The organism is Koromonas humicola (assembly GCF_059726255.1).
Genome location: NZ_AP040873.1, coordinates 4,209,314 through 4,232,456, shown reverse-complemented (window position 1 = coordinate 4,232,456; position 23,143 = coordinate 4,209,314). Strand labels below are relative to the sequence as shown.

Annotated in this window: 19 protein-coding genes; 8 read left to right on the top strand and 11 right to left on the bottom strand. The window is 57.4% G+C overall.

The features are described 5' to 3' along the window. Window positions 1–85 precede the first annotated feature (85 nt). Window positions 86–1,345, bottom strand: a complete 1,260-nt coding sequence (locus AC6IZD_RS18410) for a hypothetical protein (RefSeq protein ID WP_497785069.1) — start codon at window positions 1,343–1,345, stop codon at window positions 86–88. A 171-nt stretch (window positions 1,346–1,516) separates the two neighbouring features. Here AC6IZD_RS18410 and AC6IZD_RS18405 point away from each other — a divergent pair, with 171 nt between their 5' ends. Further along, window positions 1,517–1,804 carry a hypothetical protein gene (locus AC6IZD_RS18405; RefSeq protein ID WP_497785068.1) on the top strand — a complete coding sequence of 96 codons (288 nt, stop codon included), beginning with the start codon at window positions 1,517–1,519 and terminating at the stop codon, window positions 1,802–1,804. 80 nt (window positions 1,805–1,884) lie between these two features. On the opposite strand, the gene AC6IZD_RS18400 is transcribed toward AC6IZD_RS18405, so the two are convergent. Together AC6IZD_RS18400 and AC6IZD_RS18395 are read right to left on the bottom strand one after the other, a co-directional pair. After that, a complete protein-coding gene (locus AC6IZD_RS18400; protein WP_497785066.1) occupies window positions 1,885–2,268 on the bottom strand; it encodes a tautomerase family protein in 384 nt (127 codons plus the stop codon). 147 nt (window positions 2,269–2,415) lie between these two features. Further along, window positions 2,416–3,201, bottom strand: coding sequence for an ATP-binding protein (locus AC6IZD_RS18395; protein WP_497785064.1), 786 nt, complete (start codon window positions 3,199–3,201; stop codon window positions 2,416–2,418). A 577-nt stretch (window positions 3,202–3,778) separates the two neighbouring features. On the opposite strand from AC6IZD_RS18395, the gene aceA reads away from it, so the two are divergent. Next, the gene (aceA, locus tag AC6IZD_RS18390; RefSeq protein WP_497785063.1) at window positions 3,779–5,113 is read left to right on the top strand and encodes an isocitrate lyase; all 1,335 of its coding nucleotides are present in this window, start codon (window positions 3,779–3,781) and stop codon (window positions 5,111–5,113) included. Between the two features lie 99 nt (window positions 5,114–5,212). On the opposite strand, the gene AC6IZD_RS18385 is transcribed toward aceA, so the two are convergent. The 4 genes from AC6IZD_RS18385 to AC6IZD_RS18370 all read right to left on the bottom strand — a co-directional run bounded on the left by AC6IZD_RS18385 (window position 5,213) and on the right by AC6IZD_RS18370 (window position 10,552). Then, window positions 5,213–6,508 (bottom strand): cation:proton antiporter, encoded by a 1,296-nt coding sequence (locus AC6IZD_RS18385; RefSeq protein ID WP_497785062.1) that lies wholly within the window; start codon window positions 6,506–6,508, stop codon window positions 5,213–5,215. A 156-nt stretch (window positions 6,509–6,664) separates the two neighbouring features. Beyond that, entirely contained in the window at window positions 6,665–8,425 is a 1,761-nt protein-coding gene (locus AC6IZD_RS18380; RefSeq protein ID WP_497785061.1) for a M56 family metallopeptidase, read from the bottom strand. A gap of 2 nt (window positions 8,426–8,427) precedes the next feature. Beyond that, window positions 8,428–8,826, bottom strand: a complete 399-nt coding sequence (locus AC6IZD_RS18375) for a BlaI/MecI/CopY family transcriptional regulator (protein WP_497785059.1) — start codon at window positions 8,824–8,826, stop codon at window positions 8,428–8,430. Between the two features lie 178 nt (window positions 8,827–9,004). Continuing rightward, window positions 9,005–10,552 carry an alpha/beta hydrolase domain-containing protein gene (locus tag AC6IZD_RS18370; protein ID WP_497785057.1) on the bottom strand — a complete coding sequence of 516 codons (1,548 nt, stop codon included), beginning with the start codon at window positions 10,550–10,552 and terminating at the stop codon, window positions 9,005–9,007. Between the two features lie 292 nt (window positions 10,553–10,844). Between AC6IZD_RS18370 and thrS the strand changes: the two genes are divergently transcribed. Continuing rightward, window positions 10,845–12,854 (top strand): threonine--tRNA ligase, encoded by a 2,010-nt coding sequence (gene thrS / locus AC6IZD_RS18365; protein WP_497785055.1) that lies wholly within the window; start codon window positions 10,845–10,847, stop codon window positions 12,852–12,854. A gap of 116 nt (window positions 12,855–12,970) precedes the next feature. On the opposite strand, the gene AC6IZD_RS18360 is transcribed toward thrS, so the two are convergent. After that, window positions 12,971–13,141, bottom strand: a complete 171-nt coding sequence (locus AC6IZD_RS18360; RefSeq protein ID WP_497785054.1) for a hypothetical protein — start codon at window positions 13,139–13,141, stop codon at window positions 12,971–12,973. A 200-nt stretch (window positions 13,142–13,341) separates the two neighbouring features. Between AC6IZD_RS18360 and tilS the strand changes: the two genes are divergently transcribed. The 3 genes from tilS to ftsH all read left to right on the top strand — a co-directional run bounded on the left by tilS (window position 13,342) and on the right by ftsH (window position 17,545). Next, the gene (tilS, locus tag AC6IZD_RS18355; RefSeq protein ID WP_497785052.1) at window positions 13,342–14,853 is read left to right on the top strand and encodes a tRNA lysidine(34) synthetase TilS; all 1,512 of its coding nucleotides are present in this window, start codon (window positions 13,342–13,344) and stop codon (window positions 14,851–14,853) included. Next, window positions 14,810–15,370, top strand: a complete 561-nt coding sequence (locus AC6IZD_RS18350; protein ID WP_497785051.1) for a phosphoribosyltransferase — start codon at window positions 14,810–14,812, stop codon at window positions 15,368–15,370. The genes tilS and AC6IZD_RS18350 overlap by 44 nt, the downstream gene beginning before the upstream one ends. Window positions 15,371–15,631: 261 nt before the next feature. Further along, entirely contained in the window at window positions 15,632–17,545 is a 1,914-nt protein-coding gene (gene ftsH, locus AC6IZD_RS18345) for an ATP-dependent zinc metalloprotease FtsH (protein ID WP_497785049.1), read from the top strand. A 71-nt stretch (window positions 17,546–17,616) separates the two neighbouring features. On the opposite strand, the gene AC6IZD_RS18340 is transcribed toward ftsH, so the two are convergent. Further along, the gene (locus AC6IZD_RS18340) at window positions 17,617–18,024 is read right to left on the bottom strand and encodes a bacteriohemerythrin (RefSeq protein ID WP_497785047.1); all 408 of its coding nucleotides are present in this window, start codon (window positions 18,022–18,024) and stop codon (window positions 17,617–17,619) included. Window positions 18,025–18,359: 335 nt separating this feature from the next. Here AC6IZD_RS18340 and AC6IZD_RS18335 point away from each other — a divergent pair, with 335 nt between their 5' ends. Together AC6IZD_RS18335 and clpB are read left to right on the top strand one after the other, a co-directional pair. Beyond that, window positions 18,360–18,842, top strand: coding sequence for an Hsp20/alpha crystallin family protein (locus AC6IZD_RS18335; protein ID WP_497785046.1), 483 nt, complete (start codon window positions 18,360–18,362; stop codon window positions 18,840–18,842). Window positions 18,843–19,008: 166 nt separating this feature from the next. Beyond that, entirely contained in the window at window positions 19,009–21,651 is a 2,643-nt protein-coding gene (gene clpB, locus AC6IZD_RS18330; RefSeq protein ID WP_497785045.1) for an ATP-dependent chaperone ClpB, read from the top strand. Between the two features lie 118 nt (window positions 21,652–21,769). On the opposite strand, the gene AC6IZD_RS18325 is transcribed toward clpB, so the two are convergent. Both AC6IZD_RS18325 and AC6IZD_RS18320 read right to left on the bottom strand, forming a co-directional pair. After that, complete coding sequence (locus tag AC6IZD_RS18325) at window positions 21,770–22,201, bottom strand: hypothetical protein (RefSeq protein WP_497785043.1); 432 nt, start codon at window positions 22,199–22,201, stop codon at window positions 21,770–21,772. Between the two features lie 20 nt (window positions 22,202–22,221). Next, on the bottom strand, window positions 22,222–22,926 hold the full coding sequence (locus tag AC6IZD_RS18320; protein WP_497785041.1) for a pirin family protein: 705 nt from the start codon (window positions 22,924–22,926) through the stop codon (window positions 22,222–22,224). Between the last annotated feature and the right edge of the window lie 217 nt (window positions 22,927–23,143).

The window sequence follows — 23,143 nt, the reverse complement described above, 5'->3', positions numbered from 1 at the left end:
CGACGCTGCGAGGAGTGAATGATGAGTTTCGTGAGGGGCTGGTGAGAATCAGCCCCTTCGTTATTGCGAGCGTCGCAAGGCGACTCTAGAGGCCAGCTTCTTTGCTGCGGAAGACCCAGTAATCGCCGGCAGTCTCGCTCAGGTCTGCCGCAGGCTTTTCGCCCTTGAGTACGCGACGAACGGCGCGCACAACTCGGCGCATGGGTAATGTGCCGTGTTCGTCTTCGAAGAAGATTTCGCCCACCTTTGTTGTTCGGTAATACCAACGCTTCAGGATCGCGAGGTGCTCCATCCACTCCTGCGCACTCTGCGGGGCGACTGGTTCCACGCCGTGCAGCAGGTCGTTGATGCGGGCCTCCATGCTTTGCGGATGCGCGATAGAGTGCCCCTCGGTGGTGGGTTCGGCGGGCTTGGTTGCATGATCACGCAGGTCGAGCGCGATGGGCGAGTGCAGCATGCCGGCAACGATTCGGAATAGCTCGATGTGTCCTTCGAGATGAGACGGTTGCAGCAGGAGGCCGTTCAGGCGATCGATGCGGTGGACGATTTCGGCGGCGCGCGATTGAACGCCTTTGACCTTCTCCAGCTTTGCGTGAGCAGCAGCAGCGGCTTCAAATTCGAGGCGCTCGCTGGCTTCGTCGCGCGCGCGGCTGATCTCAACTACGAGCGAGTGCCCACCGGTTTCGAAGTATCGTTCAACCCGCGAGCACTCATCAGCGTAGCGCTCGTCGGTGCATCCGCGGAAGCATGGCGCGAGACACATCTTCATCTCGGAATAGACGCAACCAGGGAAGGCCGGATCGGGCGAGAGGTCTTCAGCGCAGCGGCGCAGAAAAAAGAAGTCAAGGGAGTCGTTGGCGTACTGTTCGGCTTCGGCACGCGTCGCAAATGGGCCGAAATAAGCACTGCCGCCACGGAGCGAACGGATGCGGGTGGTGACCGTGACACGCGGGTAAGGATTCTCGAGCAGTAACTGGATGAGCGGCGCGGGGCGCAGGTGCAAGCGCTCGGAATACTTCTGCGGAAACTCGGCACGAAGCATGCGATAGAGCACGAATCCGGCCTCGAAGTCTCCACCGACAGGTTGGAATTCTACAGCTGTAACGCGATCGCGCAGGCTGAGGCGACGACCTTCAGCAACCGAAAGTAAGCGTTGAAGACGGCGACGCAGATTCGACGTTTTGCTGACGTAGGGCTCGGCTCCGGCCTGCAATGGGCGCAGTACAAAGACTGCTGGCGAAGCAGGAAGAGCGGAGAAGAACTCCTCGTCATGTACAGCGTCAAACTCGATGCGGGTCAGCACAGGGGACAGTGTACCGCGAAGCCTGCATGGGTTGGGAGACATCGCTCTGTACCGCTTTGGGATCATCACCTACAAACGACAGAAAGAAATGATGGCCATTAGTCACGGTGCCGATATAGATTGTGACGCTGCGAACAATTTCAGACGGAAGTAAATCACTGCTGAGCTGTCTCGGCGTTTGGCACACTACGACGCATAAGGAGTGTGGGTGAGATGTCAGTCGTAACCATGCCGTTACGCAATGTAACAACAAGGAAAAGCCTGGCGACAACTCTGCGTGAATTGTGCCGATTCCTGACTTCGTTTCCAAACATTCAGATGAGCGAAGAAGAGTGTGAGGCGCTGGCTGTGGCCGCAGTGAGCGGTCATGCCGAGGCCGAGTTTATGATCGGCAGCGTTTTTGATGCCGCCGATGAACCCGAGCGCGCGAAAGAGTGGTACCTGCGCTCGGCAAGCAAAGAGTACCTTCCAGCGATGCTGCAACTTTGCGCACTACGATAAGTTGAAGAGAACTCCAAGCCCCGTGTCCTGTGCGGCATGGGGCTTTTTGCGTTTATTCGTGTTTGTGAATGTTTGGAATGTCAGGCTACGTACTGCGCGATTCCGTAGCCGAATGACCAGTCCTGCTTCTGAACTTCCACTAGGCTGATAAACACGTCTTCGCGGCGAAGCTTGAGTTCGTTGTGGAGCGCGTCGACAACAGTTTTGTAGAACTTCTGCTTCACTTCGGTGGTGCGACCTGCGCTCAGGGTGATCTGGATGAAGACACAGTCATCCGAGCGCTCAATGCCGAGGTATTCGCGGTTGAAGACGAACTCGGATGCAGGGTGCGGGGTGATGATCTGGAACTTGTCGTTCTCCGGTACGTTTAGCGTCTCGACCATGGCGCAATAGATGATTTCGCCAAGACGAGCGCGGTATTCTGCAGACTTTCCTTCCAGGAGATCGATGCGAACTAGCGGCATGTGGGGCCTCCAGAGATTAAGAATGCGCGAGCGCTGCAGAGTGAAGGCTGCCCGTAGTCACATAGAAACTCGATAGCACTTGCGCGTAGGTGACCTCGGGTACACCGACAAGAAGCGCCGCACATGAAAAGCAACACGAACTATGTGCTAGCGCAGGCTGGCGCTTTTGTATTTCATGCGGAAGTCTTCGCCTTCGACGCGGACGACGCGGCACATTTCGTGAAGGCGGGAGCGCATACGTTCACCGATTCGGTCTCCCAGGGTTTCTTCGCGTGAGGCGCGGACGGCGCGGCCTTCGGGAATTTCCGTTCCGGCGGGCGGAAGGTCTTTGTAGTTGGTCGTGATAATTGTGGTGCGCTTGTCGTTGTAGCGCGTGTTGAGGATGTGCGAGACGGTGTCCCAAACCCATTCGGTCGGCTTCGCAGCACCGAGTTCATCGAGGATAAGCACATCGGCTTCGAAGACGGGGCGCAGGACTTCCATTTCCGTGACCTGCACAGATGCGTTGTAGGAATTCTGTATCTGCTTCAGAAGCTCGCGGTAATCGTAGAACAAGCAGGCGGAGCTCTTCTGTGCGATTAGTTCCTTGATGATGCCGACAGCGAGGTGCGTTTTGCCGCAACCTATCGGGCCAGTAAGGAGCAGTCCGGCGCTCTCGATAGGGAACTCTTCGACGAAACGCAGGGATGCCATGTGGGCTGAGGCGAGCGAGCGGAATGGGCCTTCGTGCTCGAAATTCGAAAGCTCGCAGTGCAGATAGCGGCGGGGGATGCGCGCAGCCTCAAGCAGGCGCGGACCCTGCAGCTTGCGGATACATTCACAGCGCGTGGCCTGCTCGACGGTTCGGCCATTGTGCTCTCGGGTGACCATGCGCCATCCCGTGCCGGAACAGATTGGGCAGGGAGCGTCGGCGGTTGAATTCGAATTCGGCATAACAAAAAGCTTGAAGCAGCGACGCTCAATTATCAAGAGCCAAGCTCGGGCAAACCACTGAAAGACTGTGGGGAAATTGTCGAAAACCCGTCTGGAGGTTGTTTTGGCTGGCGATCAGGAGCCTGGCGAGCAGTTAATTCATTGTGAAACGGGAACAAAGAACTGCAACCGACCTCGGAATCTGTGCATCTGAAGGCAGGAAGAACGGCGCGCGGACCAACTACGCTCTAGCTCGCCAGGCTCCCTTTCGAAAGACCCAATTGACCTCCAGCCCCAGGCATTGAGGGCTCGCTGTCTGGACCGGCGTCAACCAGCGCCGCGTTCGAATAACGATTTTCAGGACTGAGCCTTGCCCGAAGTAAACAGGGCGTGCACGACCCATCGTGTTCGAAATGTCCAATTTGTCTCCTTCTACGGCACCGGCGAGTAGATGCCGAGGATAAGGCTGACTCTGTTTTGCATACGAAAGCACTGCACGGATGGAACTCCGGCGGCAGCTTCTTGCGGCTGCAGCGCAACTTGCAGCAAACGACAAATCATCTCAGAAACCAAGTTCTACAAAGGGGAACAAACGACAGTGACTGCACACAATAACGGCTTCGACATCACACATACATGGAATACGGATGCGCGCTGGAGCGGCATTGAACGTCCCTATACGGCAGAGGACGTCAAGCGATTACGAGGCACGATCCATATTGAATACACGCTAGCCCGGCTGGGTGCGGAGCGGCTCTGGAACCTGATGCAGACACAGAGTCATATTCCGGCACTGGGCGCAATGACCGGTAACCAGGCAATCGAAATGGTGGAGGCCGGACTGGAAGCCATCTACGTGAGCGGGTGGCAGGTCGCAGGCGACGCCAATAGCGCGGGACAGGTTTATCCCGATCAGAGTCTTTATCCATCGGATTCTGTACCCCAACTCTGTCGGCGCATCAACAACGCACTACTGCGGGCCGACCAGATATGGCATCAGGAAGGCAAGAACGGCAAGCACTGGATGGTTCCGCTCGTAGCCGACGCCGAAGCAGGTTTCGGCGGAACACTGAATGCATTTGAACTAATGAAGGGCATGATCGAGGCGGGCGCTGCGGCCGTGCACTTCGAAGACCAGTTGAGTTCGGCAAAAAAATGCGGACACATGGGCGGCAAGGTTCTGGTGCCCACGCAGGAAGCAGTTCACAAGCTGGTGGCGGCGAGACTCGCGGCAGACGTTTGCGGCGTGCCGTCGATCATCATTGCCCGCACGGACGCTAATGGCGCAAAGCTGCTAACGAGCGACATCGATCCGGCAGACGAGCCGTTCCTGACCGGAGAAGGGCGCACCAGCGAAGGTTTCTATCGCATCAAGAGCGGACTGGATACGGCGATTGCGCGCGGCTTGGCCTATGCGCCTTATGCTGACATGATCTGGTGCGAAACGAGCGAACCAAACATCGACGAGGCGCGGCGCTTCGCGGAGGCGATCCACGAACGCTTCCCCGGAAAACTGCTGGCCTACAACTGTTCCCCATCGTTCAACTGGAAGAAGAAGCTGGACGATGCGACGATTGCAAACTTCCAAAGAGAGTTGGCGGCGATGAATTACAAGTTCCAGTTCATCACGCTGGCTGGGTTCCACGCGCTGAATTACTCGATTTTCGACTTGGCCAAGGGTTACAAACAGAACGCGATGTCGGCCTACTCGGTACTGCAGGAAAAGGAATTCGCGGCAGAGAAGGATGGGTATCGCGCCATCAAGCACCAGCTATTTGTCGGCACCGGATACTTCGACGACGTAGCGCAGGTGATTGCCGGAGGCGAGAGTAGCACGACAGCCTTCCACGGTTCGACTGAGCAGGAGCAGTTCCACGGGGCAGAGTGCGCACGACTGGAGTGCGAGCGGCGCATTCCAGTAACCCGCAAATAGACAATCTCTCTTCCCGCTCCGAAGAGCCCGGCCCACGTGGCCGGGCATTTTTATGTGCGGCGATGTGTATCTGAATGGCTTTGGGTCGAGGGTCGTGAATCAGGCTGCGGAACGGCTCTCGTCGGGAACGACTACGGACGACTCTGCAGCGGCTGACTCGCTTAGCAGAGGCCATCCCTTGCGCAAAACGTAGTCGAGCCATGCGCCCGCAGCCTGCGAGGTTAGCACAGCAGTGAGGACAAGGGTGGTGTAGAACTTCGGGCTAATAATTCCGGCATCGAAAGCCACACTGGCCAACACAATCCCCGGACCTCCGCGTGCGTTGGCTGTGACAGCAAGGTTGATGAGATCGAGCCCGCGGAATCCGGCGAAGCGTCCGGCGAGCGAGACGGAGATGATCTTCACGATGCAACTGCCAACGAGGAAGGCAGCGAGCATCTTGAGAGACAGTCCGTGGACGAGGTCGAGTTTTAATCCCACGATGGCGAAGTAAACGGGGATGAAGAACGCGAACGAAACCTTGCCAATTGCTTCGAGAGCTTCGGCGAAAAGACGGCGCTTCTTGTGGACTACGGCGAATCCGGCGAGGAAAGCGGCGAAAACCAAGCTCACATCCAAGGCTCCGGCGATTACGCAGTAGGCGAGCAGAACGGAAATGGCATATGCAACGGGAGACTGCCGAGCGATCACGTTAAAGCGCGCTTTGTTAATGCGCTTAACGACGCGGGGGACGATGGTAAGTCCGAGGACGAAGAACGCGAGCGTAGTGGCGAGATGCCATGACATCTGGCGCACGTTGAGCGAGGTCTTTCCGGCCATCGAGGTGGCGACCGCAAGCGCGAGCCACAGCACAATGTCTTCGAGCACTGCGACACCAAGCACCAATCGCGCAAATCGCGTGTGCAGTATCTTGAGGTCAGCAAAAATCTTTGAGACTACGGGGACCGACGTTACGGCTACGCCGACGGCAAGCACGATGATGAGCGAGAGTCGGTTGCCATTCGGTCCGGAGAGAGCTGGATGCAGTAAGCGCGAGCCGAGCGTGATGCCGAGGACAAAGGGGATTCCGGTGCCAAAGATGGAAAGCCAACCGACCTCGCGCCGCTCTTCGCGTGTGAAGAGCTGGCGGGTTTCGGCTCCCGACAGAAACATGAGCAGCAGCAGTCCCATCCAGTAAACAAAGCTCAGGACCGTGCCCTCTCGCTTGATGGCTTCCATGAGTGGTGCGGCTACGGTGAGGCGGCCGATCAAGGCAGGGCCGAGGACGACTCCGGCGACGATCTCGCCCATGACCTTGGGTTGGCGCAGCTTGACGAAAAGAAATCCCAATAGCTGGGCCAAGCCCACTAGTAGTAAAAGAATGAATAACGCTGAAGTCAGATCCGAATTCGACACCGACACACTCCTGCTGCATAGGATGGCGAGCGGGGAGCAGAGTTTGTCAGCGTAGGTGTCTTGCGAATGTGGGGAAACGTGCGTGCAAGAGATGGGAGTCGCACCTGTAGCGTGCAACTCCCGATGTGACGTACGGCTCTAAGCGCGATCGGCGGACTAGTGAGTGGACTGCATTCTTTGTTGTTCGTGCCGGAGCTGCTCGAGAGCTTTATCTATCTGCTGCTTGATTTCGCCGCTCTGGAGCTGTTTCTGCAGGTCGGCCATCTGCCGCTTGATCTCCTCATTGCGGGCCTGGAAATCGGCAGTCCTTGCCTGTTCAGCGGCCCTGCGTGCCTCGGCCATCTGCTTCTGGAACTGCTCACTCTTCATGAATTCCAATTCCTTCTTGATTTCTTCGCTGCGCAGTGTCGCCATCTGCTTTTGGAATTCTTCGTTGTGCAGTGTGAGTTCACGCGCGTGCTGCTGAATGTCAGCAATCTGCTTCTTGAACTCAGGGCTGTCGAACTGCTTTTTGATTTCGTCCATCTGGCGCTTCAATTCAGCCAGAGTCGCGGGATCAGGTATCCCAAGTGCGCGAGATTGCTCGGGAGTGAGCTCTCGCTGGATTTCGGGCGGAACGCCGGGAGCAGGAGGCTGCGGGATTTCTGCGAGGTGCTGTGCGCTTGGCTTCTGCGGTGATGCCGGAACGCCAGGCGCAACTGGAGCATTCTGGGCGTCGGCCGGTGCTGCGGGTGCGGGCGCGGCTTCAGGTGCTGGCGCAAGAGGAGCAGGAAGAGCTGCCATCGGGACTGGAGCGACGGGTGCAGCCTGCGCGTCTTGCGGCGCGCTGGATGATTGTGGGGCCGCCATGATTGGCGTGACGTGGAATATGGCGGCGATCACGATGGCCGAAGCCATTGCGGTGGCGCCGCAGGCCAGGCGAGCCAGCTTTGCCCGCATACTCATAACAGACTTCGTCTCCATCAATCGCATAACGCGCTCCTCAAGTGTGTTTTTGCTGAAAAGCCCAACGGCTTGTGCTCGCTCCGCAAGATGGCTGACAGCGACGATCCGCTGTGCCATGGCCACGAGGCAGCGGGCGTAGCTGGTCTCCGAACGCATTTCCTGTGCGGCAATTGCGTCGCAAATCATTTCGCGTGTGTGGCGAATCCGTCGCTCAACGGCTCGCGTAATGGGGTGCCATGAGACGGGAAGGGAAGCGAGTTCACAGACGAGATTGGCGAGATAATCGTGCCGGCGAACATGCGCCATCTCGTGGCAGAGCGCAGCTCGCACTTCGTTTTCGGTAAGGCGAGCGAAGTTGCGCGGCAGCAGAATGGTCGGCGAGATCGCTCCGACGACAACGGGAGACACCACCGCATCCGACTGCCTTATGGACGGCAAACTCGCCAGTTCACTGCGTATGGGCTGGATGCTTTGTAGCTTGCGCCTGACCATGCTCTCGGAAGTAGGCGACAGAGGCTGTGACGCGTTTACAAGTTGACGTGCCGAGTACCACGCATAACCAAGTCGAGCGACCCCGAACAAAAGGAGCGCGATGTAAACAACCGTGATCGCGTGCATGGTTGCGCTGCTCAAACGCACGTTGCTGATGCGTGCTGGAATTTGCGTCCATCGCGAACTCGCTGGGACACGAGCGTAGGGCTCAGGAGTGACCTGTGCCGTTTCCTCAGCGGAGGGCAGCGTCATCGCCGTGCGAAGTTCTTGAGGCGTGATTGGAGCAGCGGCGTTCTCCAGATGGTGAGAGTCGATGCCGCGCAATGGGAGCAGCACGGCCAACGTCAGCACGGTAAGCCAGATGTAGTGCTGCGTGGCGGGCGAAGCCTTAAGGGCGCGAATCAGCAACCATCCACCAGAGGCCAGCAACGGAATCTGCCACAGGGCATTCAGGATGTACTCGAGAAGCGCTCGTTCCATGGCTAGTCCTCCTTTGAAGCGTCGCGATCGGTGGCGGCAAGCCGGTGTGCAACACGCTCCAGCTCTTCGGCGCTGATCTGGCGGGTATCCACCATTGCCATGAGCAGAGCCTCGGTCGATCCGCCAAACATGCGCTTCACAAGGTCGTGAACGGCGGAGCCTGCTGCGCGCTCACGACTCACGATTGGCTGGTAGCGATAGGCGCGACCTTCAGCAATGCGCTTCACTTTGCTTTTGCGGAACAGCACGTTGAGCATCGTCTGCACGGTGGTGTAGGCGAGGTCTCCGGGGAGCTTGGCCTGCACCTCGTTCACTGTGCTCGGCCCCAGATCCCAGAGTACCTGCATAATCTGCAGCTCCAGCGGGGTCAGCGTTTGGCTCGATTTCGATTTCTGTGTCACTTCCATCTCCTAAAGCTTTCGTAGATGAGACGCCCGAAATCGAAAAAGGTCAACTAAGTTTTTAGGAGATGACGGAAAAAGTTTCTTTCCGGTCTCTGGAATAAGTTTCTCCGGCGGGATGTTTCTCGAAGCAAATGCGGCATCAGCGACACATCGATTCGCCGATGCCGCACGGGGTTTAGCGAATATCATCCGGCAGGTCGGAAGGGATATCTGCAACTTCCGGCACGCCAGACTTCTTCGCGTGTTGAATGATCTCCAGCCCGTCGTCGAGAGTGATGTATCGCCGCACGACGAGGCGGAAGGTATCAGCAATGACGTTTGAGACGTAGTCGCTATGAGATGGGTACAAGGACTTCATCTCCGATTCGGTGAAGGGGTGTTCGTAGCCGAGCAGGAAGCAGAGTCCCGGCCCCGTGCTACCGACGAACCAGTGCGCGGTAGGAACATCAACGTAAGGTGAGCGAACACCACCAACGGCATTGCCGAACTTGTCGAGCACCTGTACTCCGTTCTGATATTTGAGCAAAGCTCCCGGCGGCGGTGGCACATGTTTCCTCACCCAGAGATCGAGGTTCTGAAATGCGGCGTTCTGGAAGATGCCGGTCGGCAGTGGACTGCGTGGGCCGAAGCCGCATGTGAGCGGGGGTTTCGGGGCGCCAGCTTTCTGTATGTCAGCAAATGCTGGTCCGAAATCAAGTTCGTCAGGCGTGGCATGCGGAGCACTGGCCAGTTCGTATTCGCGGAACAGATCGGGATATTTGTCGCTATCGGGACGGCGTCCAGCCTGCACACTGGGCAGAACATCTTCGCTGTTGGTCGCGATACGGATGACTGGCACACCTGCATTCCTGATCTGACCGGCCCCTGAGCCCGAGGGAGGCGGTGAGCACTGATTGATTGGTGCAGGGGCATTGAATCCAGCAACATCGAGGAAGCCATCAAAAACAGGCTTGCCATTCCCCAGCTTGGCGAGAGGGAAGACCGCGTCAATGTAGGTCTGCAGGTCAAATCCCGATTGTGAGTACCCGTATCCGTAGACACGGTCCACGTCGTACTGCCGGAGGGGATTTTGGTGAGAGTCACTGCGCACTAGTGCGGCGATCTGACTAAAGATGTCCCAGATCAATCCGTCCTCGGTGGTTCGTGAATTGTCACCCGAGATGATGGAGACCAATGTTGTGCAATTCTGCGGATCGGACAACGGAAGCGGATTAGCCCAGTTCAATGGGGCGTAACGCATGGGATTGAATTTCTTCAATGCCGCGGCCGTGACCGGCTTACTTGTGAATCCGACCCAGATGTCTCCGTTTTGGACGATGTAGTCCTTGGAAAGAGCCCAACCGATTTCGAGGTCCACGAGGTTCGAAGCATTAAGGATTTCGACAATCACGTTTCCGCTGAACCGGTGCGTGTTGATCGGACGTCGGACAAGCATGCGCGTGGTGTACGGCGCATCGGGAGTGCGTATCGTTGCAGTTCCAGGCGCGGCCCAGTTGTAAACATTGGCAGTGCCGCTCACGAAGTACTCATCCTCGGTATAACCCACGCTCGCCAAGTCCTCGGGGACATTCAAATGATTGGCCGCACCGAACGGATATGAGTCTGTCGTGACAGGTACATACGTTGTGTGTGGAATTGGTACGGGCTGCGATGCACTGGCCGAAACCGTAATGAAAGCACACAGTGCAATACATCCGGCGATGTTGCTGAGACGAACCTTCATCGGACACTCTCCTCCGGGAACGTCGAAACAGACTTGTGTCGAGAACAAGTGCAGAATTACTTTGCAGGTGATTGTCACGACTACAGCTGGATCAGGCTCTGTTTCCCGAAAAATAGATGCCTGTGCAGATGGACAAGGAAGCCTTATTGGCTGACGCAAAGCCATGAATTGTCTTCGTGGCGGTTTACCTCCAAGCTCTTCGCGTTTGCTTCTCCCGGACGAACTCTTTAGACTTAAGACTCTAAAAATTTCCGGCATTGCGCACTTGTAAGCGCGAGCGGAGACCTACCCTATGTCTGATATCAAGGTTCAACTCCCCGACGGCAGTATTAAAGAAGTACCCCAGGGCACCACCGCCCTCGACATCGCGAAGTCTATTTCGCCACGGCTGGCCGAAGCCGCATTGGCCGCAAGGATTGCGCCCCTGAATGCATCCGGCAACGGAGGCGGCGGGACGGCGACGGCTGTGGCCGAAGAAGAAGGCACGCTCGTCGATCTCACTCGTCCCATCGAGCAGGACTCGCAGCTACGGTTGTTGACCGAAAAGGATCCCGAAGCGCGCCAGGTATTTCATCATTCCTCGGCGCACTTGTTGGCTGCGGCTGTTCTGGAACTGTTCCCCGAGACGAAGCTTGGCCACGGCCCGGCAACCGAGAGTGGTTTCTTCTACGACTTCCTGCGCGAGACGCCATTCACTCCTGAGGACCTCGAAAAGATCGAGTCCAAGATGAAGGAAATTGTCGCCCGCAACGAGCCGTACGCGCGCGACTTTCTGGATCGGGATGAGGGACTGAAGCGCTTCAAGGATGAAGGCGACTTCATGAAGTGCCACTTCATCGAGCAGTTCACCAAGCCGGATGAAAAGATCTCGCTTTACCGCACGGGAAAGTTCGTGGACTTTTGCCGCGGGCCGCACATTCCTTCGACGGGCAAGATCAAGGCTTTCAAGCTGTTGAATATTGCTGGCGCGTACTGGCTCGGCAAGGAAGGAAATCCGCAGCTTCAGCGCATATACGGCACCTCGTTCTACTCGAAAAAAGAGATGGACGAGTACATGAAGCAGCTCGAGGAAGCCAAGCGCCGCGACCATCGCGCCCTGGGCAAGCAGCTTGATCTGTACTCCATCCAGGAACTCGCAGGCCCAGGACTCATCTTCTGGCACCCGAAGGGCGGCTTGATCCGCACCATCATGGAAGACTGGCTGCGCGCCGAGTATTTGAAGCGCGGCTATTCGCTGGTGTTCACGCCGCATGTGGCGCGACGCGCTCTGTGGCAGACCTCGGGACACGAAGGCTTCTATGCCGAGAACATGTTTGACACCATGGAGCTCGACGACGCCGAGTATCGGTTGAAGCCGATGAACTGCCCGTTCCACATCCTGATCTACAAGGACCAGTTGCGTTCGTATCGCGACCTGCCGGTGAGATTGGGCGAGCTTGGAACGGTGTATCGCTACGAGCGTTCGGGCGTGATGCACGGTTTGATGCGCGTTCGCGGCTTTACGCAGGACGATGCGCACATCTTCTGCACGCCGGAGCAGATTGAAAGCGAAGTTGAAGGCTGCATTGATTTCGCGATTAGCGTGCTGCACACCTACGGCTTCCAGGATTTCAAGGTTGAGCTGTCGGCCTGGGATCCTGAGGATCGTGCGCACTACGTCGGTTCGCCTGAGCAGTGGGAATTGGCGCAGAACTCGCTGAAGACGGTGCTCGAGCGCAAGGGGATCCCGTACAAGTTCATCCCGGGCGAAGCAGCGTTCTACGGTCCGAAGATCGACGTCAAGCTGGTCGATGCCATTGGAAGACTATGGCAGCTCTCGACCGTGCAGTTCGACTTCAACCTGCCGAAGCGGTTCGAACTCGAATACGTGGGCGAAGATGGTCAGCGGCATCAGCCCCTGATGGTTCATCGCGCGCTGTATGGATCGGTGGAGCGCTTCTTCGGAGTGCTGATTGAGCACTACGCTGGAGCTTTCCCGGTATGGTTGTCGCCGACGCAGGTGACGGTGGTTCCGATTGCCGAGCGGCACGTGGAATATGCCAACAAGGTTGGCGACGCGTTGAAGGCGATTGGCGCACGCATCGAGGTGGATGGTCGCAACGAGAAGATGAACGCGAAGATTCGCGAACATGCGTTGCAGAAGGTTCCGTTCATTCTGGTCGTGGGCGACAAAGAAGCTGAAGCTGGCGAGGTCAATGTCCGCGTGCGTGGTCAGGAAAAGGCAGAAGGCACGGTGAAGCTCGAAGCCTTTGTCGATCGCGTGAATAGGTTGATTCAGACGCGCAGCACGACTCTCGAATAGTCGACTGGCGTGAGCATTAAAAAGGGGCAGACCTAAGTGGCCTGCCCTTTTTATTATGACTTCCAGGTATTTATGAATGCTGTTTCGTAAGTTAATGGACCTTGAGGTCGTTGTTGTTAGTAATCGTCGTCTTCGTCCTCATCCCATGCAAGCAATGAGGCCATTTCAAGCGGGTCCACCACACGATCAGCGTGTACCGTGGCTGGTGCCGCGACACACTGCTCGTAACTGGGAGGTACTGGTGGCTGCCAGTCGCCGAAATTCTTATCTATTGGCTCTGAATCCATTGGCGTAATTTCCTCCAGATACATCGTGCCCCGAATTACTAGTGGATAACACCGAATCGTCTGCATCAAAGTTCACGCTGTTCCGATTTGGAATCGAGAGATGGATTTAGTACTCCAGATATGCCGCTGTGCTTGCTCTCGCAGCCGATCTCCTTTGCTCAGCGTGCGCCTGATGTATCGGTCTCCGCTATCATGTCGAAGTGATCAAGACGCTTGAACGCTACATCCGAAAGCATGGCCTGATGCACGCAGGCGAACGCATTGGTGTGGCTGTGAGCGGCGGAGCGGATTCGGTAGCACTGTTGCGTGCTCTGGTCGAGCTTGGTCCTACGGTTGGGATCGTGCCCTGTGTGCTGCATCTGAATCATCGCCTGCGTGGCGCGGCGTCGGAGGGCGATGCGCAGTTTGTAAGTGAGCTGGCGAAGAAGTTGGGGCTTGAGTGCGAGATCGAATCGCAGGATGTCGGCTCGCTTGCCGCGGTTCTTCATCTCTCGCTCGAAGCAGCAGGACGAAGAGCAAGATATGCGTTTTTCCAGCGCGCTGCGGCGGATCTCCAACTAGATGCGGTTGCAACGGCGCACACACGCGACGACCAGGCCGAAACAGTTCTGTTGCGGTTGGTGCGTGGAGCAGGAACGAGCGGATTAGCGGGGATTCATCGCACGATGCCGCTACAGGAACTCGCCCCACTGCCGTCCACAGCACTTGACGGCGAGGAAAATGAGCCTTCCGCGGAAGACGTGCGGCTAATCAGGCCACTGCTCGGAACTTCGCGTCAGCAGGTTGAGAAATATCTGCTGTCACTGGGCCAGACGTTTCGACAGGATGCGTCGAATGGGGATCCGCGCTTCTTGCGGAACCGCGTGAGAGCAGAATTACTGCCGACGCTTGAGCGTGACTTCAATCCAGCGGTGCGTGAGGCACTGTGTGAGACAGCCGAGATTGCGGCTGCGGAGAACGAATATCTCGAACAGCAAGTAGCCATCTTCCTGGCGGAAGCGTTCGAAGGAGCGATTGACCTTTCGAAGTTTCAGCGTCAGCCAGTCGCATTGCAGCGACGCATTTTACGTGCTATTTGCCAACCGCACGGGCTGGCACTGGACTTCGCACACTTGGAACTGGTGCGTGAGTTTGCGCTGGCTGGGCGCGCAGGACGCCTGCAAGTGGCTCGCGGCTATGAAGCCGAATTAGTGCGCAAGAAGAATGCTCCTGCTTTGCTGGTGCTACACGCACCGCAGGCGGGAGAGACTCGTGCGGCGGAGTATTCGCTCGAACTTGCGATTCCGGGCAGGGTTGATCTGGGCAACGTCGGAGAGCTGCGAGGTATGCAAATTTCTGCAGCATTGCGGGGTTCCGCTGAAGGAGAGCTGGCGTATAATCGCGTCACCTTTGTGGAGAGGTCCCGGGTCGGCTCGTGTTTGACGGTTCGCAATCTGCTGCCTGGAGATCGAATTCGTAGCCTGCATTCAAGCGGTGAGCGCAAAGTCACGCGCCTGTTGCAGGATCTAGCGGTACCGGCCACGGCTCGTCGAAGCTGGCCTGTAGTTCTCGCCGCCGGACGCATTGTGTGGGTACCGGGATTGCCGGTCGCCGCAGAGTTTGCGTGGTCGCCGGGGCAGGGCGAGGCAGTCATCCTGGAGATGTGCAGTGGAGAGGACACGGCATTCCATGGCGAGACAAACCATCGAAAAGTACGAGTTAGTGATCTCTGAACAGCAGCTGCACGAACGTATCGCCGCCATGGGGCGCCAGATTTCGCATGATTACCAGGGCCGCATCGTCCATTGTGTAGGAATTCTCGACAGCGCTTTCATTTTTGTGGCTGACCTTGTGCGCGAAATTGACTGCCGCGTGCGCTGCCAATTCCTGAAGCCATTCACCCGCGAGATCGTCCATCAAAACACCGCAACGCGGGAAATCTTCTTCGCGCCGGAAGTGGATGTTAAGGGGGCTCACGTGCTGCTCTGCGAAGGAATTCTTTCCAGCGGACAGACGATAGACTTCCTGACTCGCAACTTCCAGGCGCGAGGCGCTGCCTCGATTGCACTATGCTGCCTCCTGAATCGGCAGGCTGACCGCCGCATTGACGTCGATGTCTCATATTGCGGATTTGAGATTGGACCGCAATGGCTGGCCGGCTATGGACTCGGCACCCCGACCGAATACCTGGATCGGAATATTCCGTTTATCTATGCAGTGCCGGAGCATCGCCTGCCGGGGGGACGCTAATCGAGTGGCGCGTCGGCGGGCAGAGATGTATACTCTCTGATTAACAGGCCCATCCAATTGTTCTGCTTCTGCTCCGCTATTTGTCACTTTGAAGAGTCTGCATTGGCGGCGTGGGGTCGCGTTGCATACCGGATATTCAAAAAACGGGTAAAATCCGAGGGGTGCGGGAAAAACCTGATTCCAGCAGCCTGGACGGGCATCTAATCAGGTGAGGCGGTCTCGCGAGAGACGGTTTTCCGCCCTACACATAGGAGCTTTTTGGTGAATTCGACCGTTAAGCAAGTCGTTTTCTGGCTCGTGATCCTTCTTTCCGGCGTATTGCTGTGGTCTGTCGTCAAGAACAACAGCACAGGCGTGAAGGAGCGCGAAGTCAACTTCTCGCAGTTCTTGGCCGAGGTAGATCAGGGAAAAATCAAGGACGTAACCATCTACGGCCAAGAGGTCCGCGGCAGCTATCGCGATGAGAAGGCGGGCTTCCATACCACCGTGCCGGCGAACTACTCCGACATGTACAAGAGCCTTCGCGAGAAGGGTGTAAGCGTCAACGTCAAGGACGTCAGCGGCGGCGGATGGCCGAGCTGGCTGTTCCAGATGTTGCCGCTGGTCGTTATCCTCGGCTTGTGGTTCTTCATGATCCGCCAGATGCAGTCGGGTGGAAACAAGGCACTGTCGTTCGGCAAGAGCCGCGCGCGCCTACTCTCCATGCAGCAGAAGAAGGTGACATTCAAGGATGTCGCTGGCGTGGACGAGGCCAAGGAAGAGCTGCACGAGATCATTGAGTTCCTGCGTGAGGCACAGAAATTCCAGAAGCTGGGCGGGCGCATTCCGAAAGGCGTACTCCTTGTCGGACCTCCGGGAACGGGCAAGACGCTGCTAGCGCGCGCCGTGGCCGGTGAGGCCAACGTGCCCTTCTTCTCTATCTCTGGTTCCGACTTCGTCGAGATGTTCGTCGGCGTTGGCGCAAGCCGCGTCCGCGACCTGTTCGAACAGGGTAAGAAGAATGCTCCTTGCATCATCTTCATCGATGAAATCGACGCCGTGGGCCGTCATCGCGGTGCCGGACTCGGCGGTGGACACGATGAGCGCGAGCAGACTTTGAACCAGTTACTGGTTGAGATGGACGGCTTCGAATCCAACGAAGGCGTTATCCTCGTCGCTGCAACGAACCGTCCCGACGTGCTCGATCCCGCTCTGCTGCGCCCCGGCCGTTTCGACCGCCGCGTGGTGGTTGCGCGTCCTGACGTGCGTGGCCGTGAAGAGATCCTTCGCGTGCACACCCGCAAGATTCCAATTAATGATGATGTCGATCTGTCGATCCTTGCCCGCGGTACACCGGGCTTTAGCGGCGCCGACCTGGCCAACATGGTCAACGAAGCCGCTCTGCTCGCCGCTCGCCAGAATCGCAAGACCGTGCTGATGTACGACTTCGAACTTGCCAAGGACAAGGTGCTGATGGGCGCCGAGCGTAAGTCGATGATCCTGACCGAGGAAGAGAAGAAGATCACGGCTTATCACGAGGGCGGACACGCTTTGGTAGCGGCCAAGGTTCCGCATGCGGATCCGCTGCACAAGGTGACGATCATCCCGCGCGGCATGGCACTGGGCGTCACGATGCAGTTGCCGATCGACGACAAGCACAACTACGACCGCGTCTATCTTGAGAGCCAGTTGGCGATCATGATGGGTGGCCGCGTCGCCGAGGAAATCTTCCTGCAGACGATGACCACGGGCGCCGGAAACGACATCGAGCGTGCCACGGAAATCGCCCGCAAGATGGTTTGCGAGTGGGGTATGAGCCAGCTTGGTCCGTTGACCTTCGGCAAGAAGGAAGAGCAGATCTTCTTGGGCCGCGAGCTTTCGCAGCATCGCGACTATTCGGAGGAAACGGCTCGCGAGATCGACGCCGAGGTTCGCCACTTCATCGACTCCGCCTATAAGACGGCTTTCGATGTGCTCGATGGCAACCGCGCGGTGCTTGAGACCATTGCGCAGGCATTGCTGGAGCGCGAGGTATTGGATTCGGCCGAGTTGCAATTGTTGATCGCCGGAAAGCCGCTTCCTGCCCGCATACAGAATCCGCCGGCAGACGATTCAGGTTCAGTGCAGCAGGTGCTGCGTCCGGAACCGAACCGCCAGCCAGGATTGAATCCGGGTGAGCGTCCAAGTCCTGCATGAGCTTGAAAGCGTTTAGCAAAGGGTGGCCCAAGTGGCCACCCTTTTCATTTGAATGCCACTGGAAGACACGCTTATTTCACGCCTGCCGAGTTCATGTGGGCGGAATAGCTCTTGTCCGTCGCGAGAATGTGCTTGGTCAGCCAGTCTTTTAGGAACGAGAGTAAGTCGAGGGTCAAAGTCGCCCGACTCTTCTCAAGCTGTGCGATCTTCTGCTCAACTTCACGCGTCAGGGCGTCGTGTTGTGCCTTGTGTTGCGTGTACCCGGGATAGTTCGTCCGGACCATGGCGGTCTCTTCCTGCGCGAAGTGCTGTTTAGTGTAATCCGCCAGCTTCCTGAGGATGGCGGGCGCGACCTCGCGTCCTTTTCCGGCCGTCATAGCGTCGTGCAGTTCGTTGATCATCGAAAATAGCTGCTTGTGCTGCTGGTCGAAGGTGGAAACCTTGACCGAGTATTGGGTGCTCCAGTTAAAAAGCGGCATTGCCCTACCTTTCCCGTGAAAAACATCTGTATCGGCAACGAAACACGATTCCAACATGTCACGCCGGTAACTATCTGGCAGCGCTGCTAGTACAAGCCTCATTACCGAGGGACGCCCGGCCGGATTTGAGTGCTCCCAGTCCTTGAAGTTGTTGAAAATGCTGCAAGGCGCATCTGGCTACCTGAGCAAAAGTTGTCGTCAGATACTTGACAATAAAACGCTCATATTTCATGATTCGTTTGTGCTGATGTTGCATCAAACACTGTGTAAGGCCGAGACCCACCGAACGCGGGTCGGCCACGCAGACAATCTTGGTAGTAGGAGGATCAATCACCATGACGTTGCTTACCCGTTGGGAACCCGTTCGAGAGCTTGCTACGTTGCAGGAACGTATGAATCGGCTGTTCAGTGACTCCTTTGGCCAGACCGCAAATCAAGATTTGCTGGCCTCTGGATCTTTTGTCCCGCCAGTCGATGTATATGAAGACGAGAAGGGCATCCAGGTGAAGATGGAAGTTCCCGGTATCGAGGAGAAGGATATCGATATCCAGCTTGAAAACAACCTGTTGACCGTTCGCGGCGAACGCAAGTTGGAGCAAGAGACCAAGGAAGAGAACTATCACAGGATTGAACGCCGGTATGGCAGCTTCGTCCGTAGCTTCACGCTGCCGAACACGGTGAACACGGAAGATGTGAAGGCGAGCTACAACAAGGGCGTGTTGAGCATTCACCTGGGCAAGAAAGCCGAAGCCCGGCCGAAGCAGATCAAGGTAAACGTGACACCCGAGCTCGGGGATAAAGCAGTCGCCGGCAAGTAATAACGTCGGGGGATGAACCGGGGCTCAACCAGGCCCCGCGGGCATCCAAAAGGGGAGCGTTGGATGGATCCGTGGAATCCTCCCGCTCCCCTTTTTGAATTTCAGAATCACGATTTGTTTGGCCGCACGCGCAGAGTGCGCGGCGGCCACGTAAGGAGCATTCATTATGGCAATCCGTTGGGATCGGTTGACGGTCAAGGCGCAGGAAGCGATGCAGAGGGCCAGCGACCTGGCCAGCGAAAACGGTAATCCCGAGTTGGTCCCGCTTCACCTGTTGGGGGCACTGCTCGAAGACCGCGAAGGTATCGTCGCGCCCCTGCTGACGCGCGCCGGTGTCCAGATCGGATCCATCGATGCGCAGGTACGTCGCGAAATCGCGGCCTTGCCGAAGCTGGCCCATGCGGCAGCCCAGCCTCACCTTGCCGACTCGACCACCGAACTTCTGGACGCGGCGTTCAAGGCTGCGTCGAATTTCAAGGATGAGTACGTTTCCACCGAGCACTTGCTGCTCGGCATGATGGCCCTGAAGCGCGATCCGGTACAGCAATTGTTGATCAGCCAGGGCGTCACGCAGGACATGCTGCTTAAGGCTCTCGCGGCAGTCCGCGGAAACCAGACTGTAACCGACCAGAATCCCGAATCGAAGTACCAGGCGCTGGAGCGCTATGCTCGCGACCTCACCGAGTTGGCCCGTCGTGGCAAACTCGATCCGGTGATCGGCCGGGACGAAGAGATTCGCCGAACGGTGCAGGTGTTGTCGCGCAGAACGAAGAACAACCCCGTGCTCATTGGCGAGCCCGGCGTCGGCAAGACGGCCATTGTTGAAGGCCTGGCGCAGAGAATTATTTCCGGCGATGTGCCGGAGCAGTTGAAGAACAAGCGCGTTGTCTCACTCGACCTCGGCGCCATGGTTGCCGGTGCGAAATATCGCGGCGAGTTCGAAGACCGTTTGAAAGCTGTGCTCAAGGACATAGAAGAGAGTGCAGGCACAATCATCCTGTTCATCGATGAGCTGCATACGCTTGTGGGTGCGGGTGCGGCAGAAGGCTCGATGGACGCAAGTAACATGCTGAAGCCTGCATTGGCTCGCGGCGATCTTCGCGCCATTGGCGCTACGACGCTGAACGAGTATCGCAAGTACATCGAGAAGGATGCGGCTTTAGAACGGCGATTCCAGATTGTCTATGTCGGCGAGCCATCTGTCGAGGACACCATCGCCATTCTGCGTGGACTGAAGGAGAAGTACGAAGTTCACCATGGCGTGCGCATCAAGGACTCGGCTATTGTTTCGGCGGCGATGCTGTCGCATCGCTACATTAGCGACCGGTTCTTGCCCGACAAGGCCATAGATTTGATCGATGAAGCGGCAGCATCTTTGCGCATTCAGATCGACTCGATGCCGACCGAAATCGACCAGCTACAGCGTCGCGCAACGAACCTCGAGATCGAGCGGCAGGCGCTGAAAAAAGAAGATGATCCGAACTCGAAGGAGCGACTTGCGGCGGTGGAGCGCGAACTCGCGGAAGTGAACGAGCAAGCTAATGCGCTCAAGGCACGCTGGCGAGAAGAGAAAGACAGCATCGCGGGTGTGCGGCAGTTGAAGGAGACCATCGAGAAGCTTAAGTTGCAGCAGATGGAAGCAGCGCGGCGTGGCGAGTACGAGCGTGCTTCGCGTCTCCAATATGACGAGCTGCCCAAGGCGGAGCGCCAGTTGGCGGAGCTGACCTCGAAGGCAGAAAACAAACAGTCGCGCATGTTGAAGGAAGAAGTTGACGAAGAAGATGTCGCCCGCATTGTCAGCCGCTGGACGGGCATTCCGGTTTCCAAGATGCTGGAAGGCGAAGTCAAAAAGCTGGTCAACATGGAAGCGCGCCTGCGGCAGCGTGTTATTGGACAGGATGAGGCTTTGGAGAAAGTTTCCAATGCCATCCGCCGTTCGCGTGCAGGACTGAGTGATCCGCGACGTCCGATTGGCTCATTCATCTTTCTCGGGCCGACGGGCGTTGGTAAGACGGAGCTGGCGCGAGCTCTGGCCGAGTTCCTCTTCGACGATGAGCACGCGATGGTGCGTATCGACATGAGCGAATATATGGAGAAGCACTCCGTTTCACGCTTGATCGGCGCGCCTCCGGGCTATGTCGGCTACGAGGAAGGCGGACAGCTTACCGAGGCCGTGCGGCGCCGTCCATACTCCGTGGTGCTGTTTGACGAGATCGAGAAGGCAGCGCCCGACGTGTTCAACGTCTTCCTGCAGATCATGGATGACGGTCGGTTGACCGATGGCAAGGGGCGAGTGGTGGATTTCAAGAACACGATCCTCATCATGACCTCGAACATCGGTTCACTGTCGCTCTCGGGAGACCTGAGCGCGCCCGATCGTTGGCAGCGCGCCACCGAACAGGTGATGACTGCTCTGCGCGGACACTTCAAGCCGGAGTTCCTGAACCGCATCGACGACATCGTGGTGTTCCGTCCACTGGGCACTGAACAGCTCACGAAGATCGTGGATCTGCGGTTGGAGGATCTGAAGGAACTGCTTGCGGCGCGAAAGATCACACTGGAGCTTACGGAGGCGGCCAAGCGCACGCTGTTCGCGCAGGGCTACGACCCGGCATATGGCGCGCGTCCGCTGAAGAGAGCCATCCAGCGGATGATTCAGGACCCGCTGGCAATGAAGATCCTCGACGGCGAAGTGTTGCACGGAGATCACGTGCTTGTCGATACGAAAGACGACAAACTTGTGTTTGAAGTGCAGCGGCGAGAGGCCGAAGCGGCCACGCAACCGGAAGAGGCAACGCAGTTGGCATGATGTGACCGCGTAAACTAAGCCCGATGTCGAGGAGCCCGTTCTGGGCTCCTCATTTTATGACGACTTCCTTGGGTGAGGACCATCTCTTTGCGTGCCAAGCCTTTTACGCCGAGAAATCCTACTCATCCACATCTCCCCTGAACAGCGCATACAGTGCCGCCGTTCGCAATACGATCAGCGTCCCCCACAGCGCAATTCCCGATATCCTCATATCGACCACTGCCGCCGAGATACCAGGCACCGCAGGCAACAATCCGACAGCGAGTAAAACGATGGCTCCCCAGCGCGCCCATCGCCATCCCCGCCATGCTCCCGCGGCGGCGATTGCATGCAGCGCTGCTGATATCAGGTACGCAACCGGCCCGCGTTGCGCGATGTCTTCTCCCACCACCCAGGCACCTGCGTTGAACGGCAGCCAGCCTGCTTCATTCGCCGCTCCGTAGAAGATTGCGAGCAAAGAAAAAGCCGCAAGCAGCACGGCCACCAGATGTCGTTCGGCAGCCGCAGCTTGCGACTCGTTGTTCTTCGTCTCTTCGTTCCGAAGTAGCATGTGTGTCAGGCTACATCGCTTCAGGCGAGGTCGAACAGCAGAATCTCAGCGTCTTCTGTTGCCGTGAGTTCCAGTTTCGTTTCGTCGCTCACTCCGGCACCGTCGCCCTGCTGCATCGGAGTGCCGTTGAGCGTAGCGGCTCCCTTCGCGACCTGCACCCACGCATGGCGTCCTGCCTTGAGCTCAAATGGAAGAATCTCGTCGGCTTCGAGTTTTGTCACCAGCAGTCGTACGTCGGCGTTGATCTTTACCGAGCCGTTCTCGCCAGTGGGCGATGCGATCAATTGCCACTGCTTGCGCTTCTCTTCATCAGGGAAATGCTTCTGCTCGTAGCTGGGCTCGACGTCGAGTTTGTCCTCGTCCGGCAGGATCCATATCTGTAACAGGTGCACGGGCTTGCTCGGATTCGGATTGAACTCGCGGTGCTCGATGCCCCATCCGGCGCTCATGCGCTGGCCGTCGCCAGGACGGATGATTTGGCCGGTGCCAAGGCTGTCGCTATGTTCGAGCTCTCCGCTCAGCACATAGGTGATGATCTCCATGTTCTCGTGCGGATGCATGCCAAATCCGCGGCCCGCCTCAACTACGTCTTCATTGATCACGCGCAACGCTCGGAAGTGTACATGTTTCGGATCGTAATAACTCCCGAATGAAAACGTGTGATAGGTGTCGAGCCATCCGTGGTCGAAGTGGCCTCGCTGGTTCGCGGGTCGGACTGTGATCATGGGTACCTCCGGGGCTGATTTCTGCTTTTATGAAATTAGATGTTGCAACAACTAATAACGATTCAGGCACGGCCGCGACCGGGAGAGGCGACTCCTGTCGCTTTGGTATCTGCAGGAGCGGACAAAATGGGAATGTGAAACGGATTAATTCGCACGGCCAGACTGACAGGAGTGGAGATTCTGGTTGATACTTTCTGCGGCACCTCGTGGAGGCTCT

Excerpts from the sequence above, each read along its gene's own strand:
- AC6IZD_RS18410 (WP_497785069.1), bottom strand. The coding sequence starts at position 1,345 with ATGTCTCCCAACCCATGCAGGCTTCGCGGTACACTGTCCCCTGTGCTG.
- AC6IZD_RS18405 (WP_497785068.1), top strand. The coding sequence starts at position 1,517 with ATGTCAGTCGTAACCATGCCGTTACGCAATGTAACAACAAGGAAAAGC.
- AC6IZD_RS18400 (WP_497785066.1), bottom strand. The coding sequence starts at position 2,268 with ATGCCGCTAGTTCGCATCGATCTCCTGGAAGGAAAGTCTGCAGAATAC.
- AC6IZD_RS18395 (WP_497785064.1), bottom strand. The coding sequence starts at position 3,201 with ATGCCGAATTCGAATTCAACCGCCGACGCTCCCTGCCCAATCTGTTCC.
- AC6IZD_RS18380 (WP_497785061.1), bottom strand. The coding sequence starts at position 8,425 with ATGGAACGAGCGCTTCTCGAGTACATCCTGAATGCCCTGTGGCAGATT.
- AC6IZD_RS18370 (WP_497785057.1), bottom strand. The coding sequence starts at position 10,552 with ATGAAGGTTCGTCTCAGCAACATCGCCGGATGTATTGCACTGTGTGCT.
- thrS (WP_497785055.1), top strand. The coding sequence starts at position 10,845 with ATGTCTGATATCAAGGTTCAACTCCCCGACGGCAGTATTAAAGAAGTA.
- AC6IZD_RS18360 (WP_497785054.1), bottom strand. The coding sequence starts at position 13,141 with ATGGATTCAGAGCCAATAGATAAGAATTTCGGCGACTGGCAGCCACCA.
- AC6IZD_RS18350 (WP_497785051.1), top strand. The coding sequence starts at position 14,810 with ATGGCGAGACAAACCATCGAAAAGTACGAGTTAGTGATCTCTGAACAG.
- AC6IZD_RS18340 (WP_497785047.1), bottom strand. The coding sequence starts at position 18,024 with ATGCCGCTTTTTAACTGGAGCACCCAATACTCGGTCAAGGTTTCCACC.
- AC6IZD_RS18335 (WP_497785046.1), top strand. The coding sequence starts at position 18,360 with ATGACGTTGCTTACCCGTTGGGAACCCGTTCGAGAGCTTGCTACGTTG.
- clpB (WP_497785045.1), top strand. The coding sequence starts at position 19,009 with ATGGCAATCCGTTGGGATCGGTTGACGGTCAAGGCGCAGGAAGCGATG.
- AC6IZD_RS18325 (WP_497785043.1), bottom strand. The coding sequence starts at position 22,201 with ATGCTACTTCGGAACGAAGAGACGAAGAACAACGAGTCGCAAGCTGCG.
- AC6IZD_RS18320 (WP_497785041.1), bottom strand. The coding sequence starts at position 22,926 with ATGATCACAGTCCGACCCGCGAACCAGCGAGGCCACTTCGACCACGGA.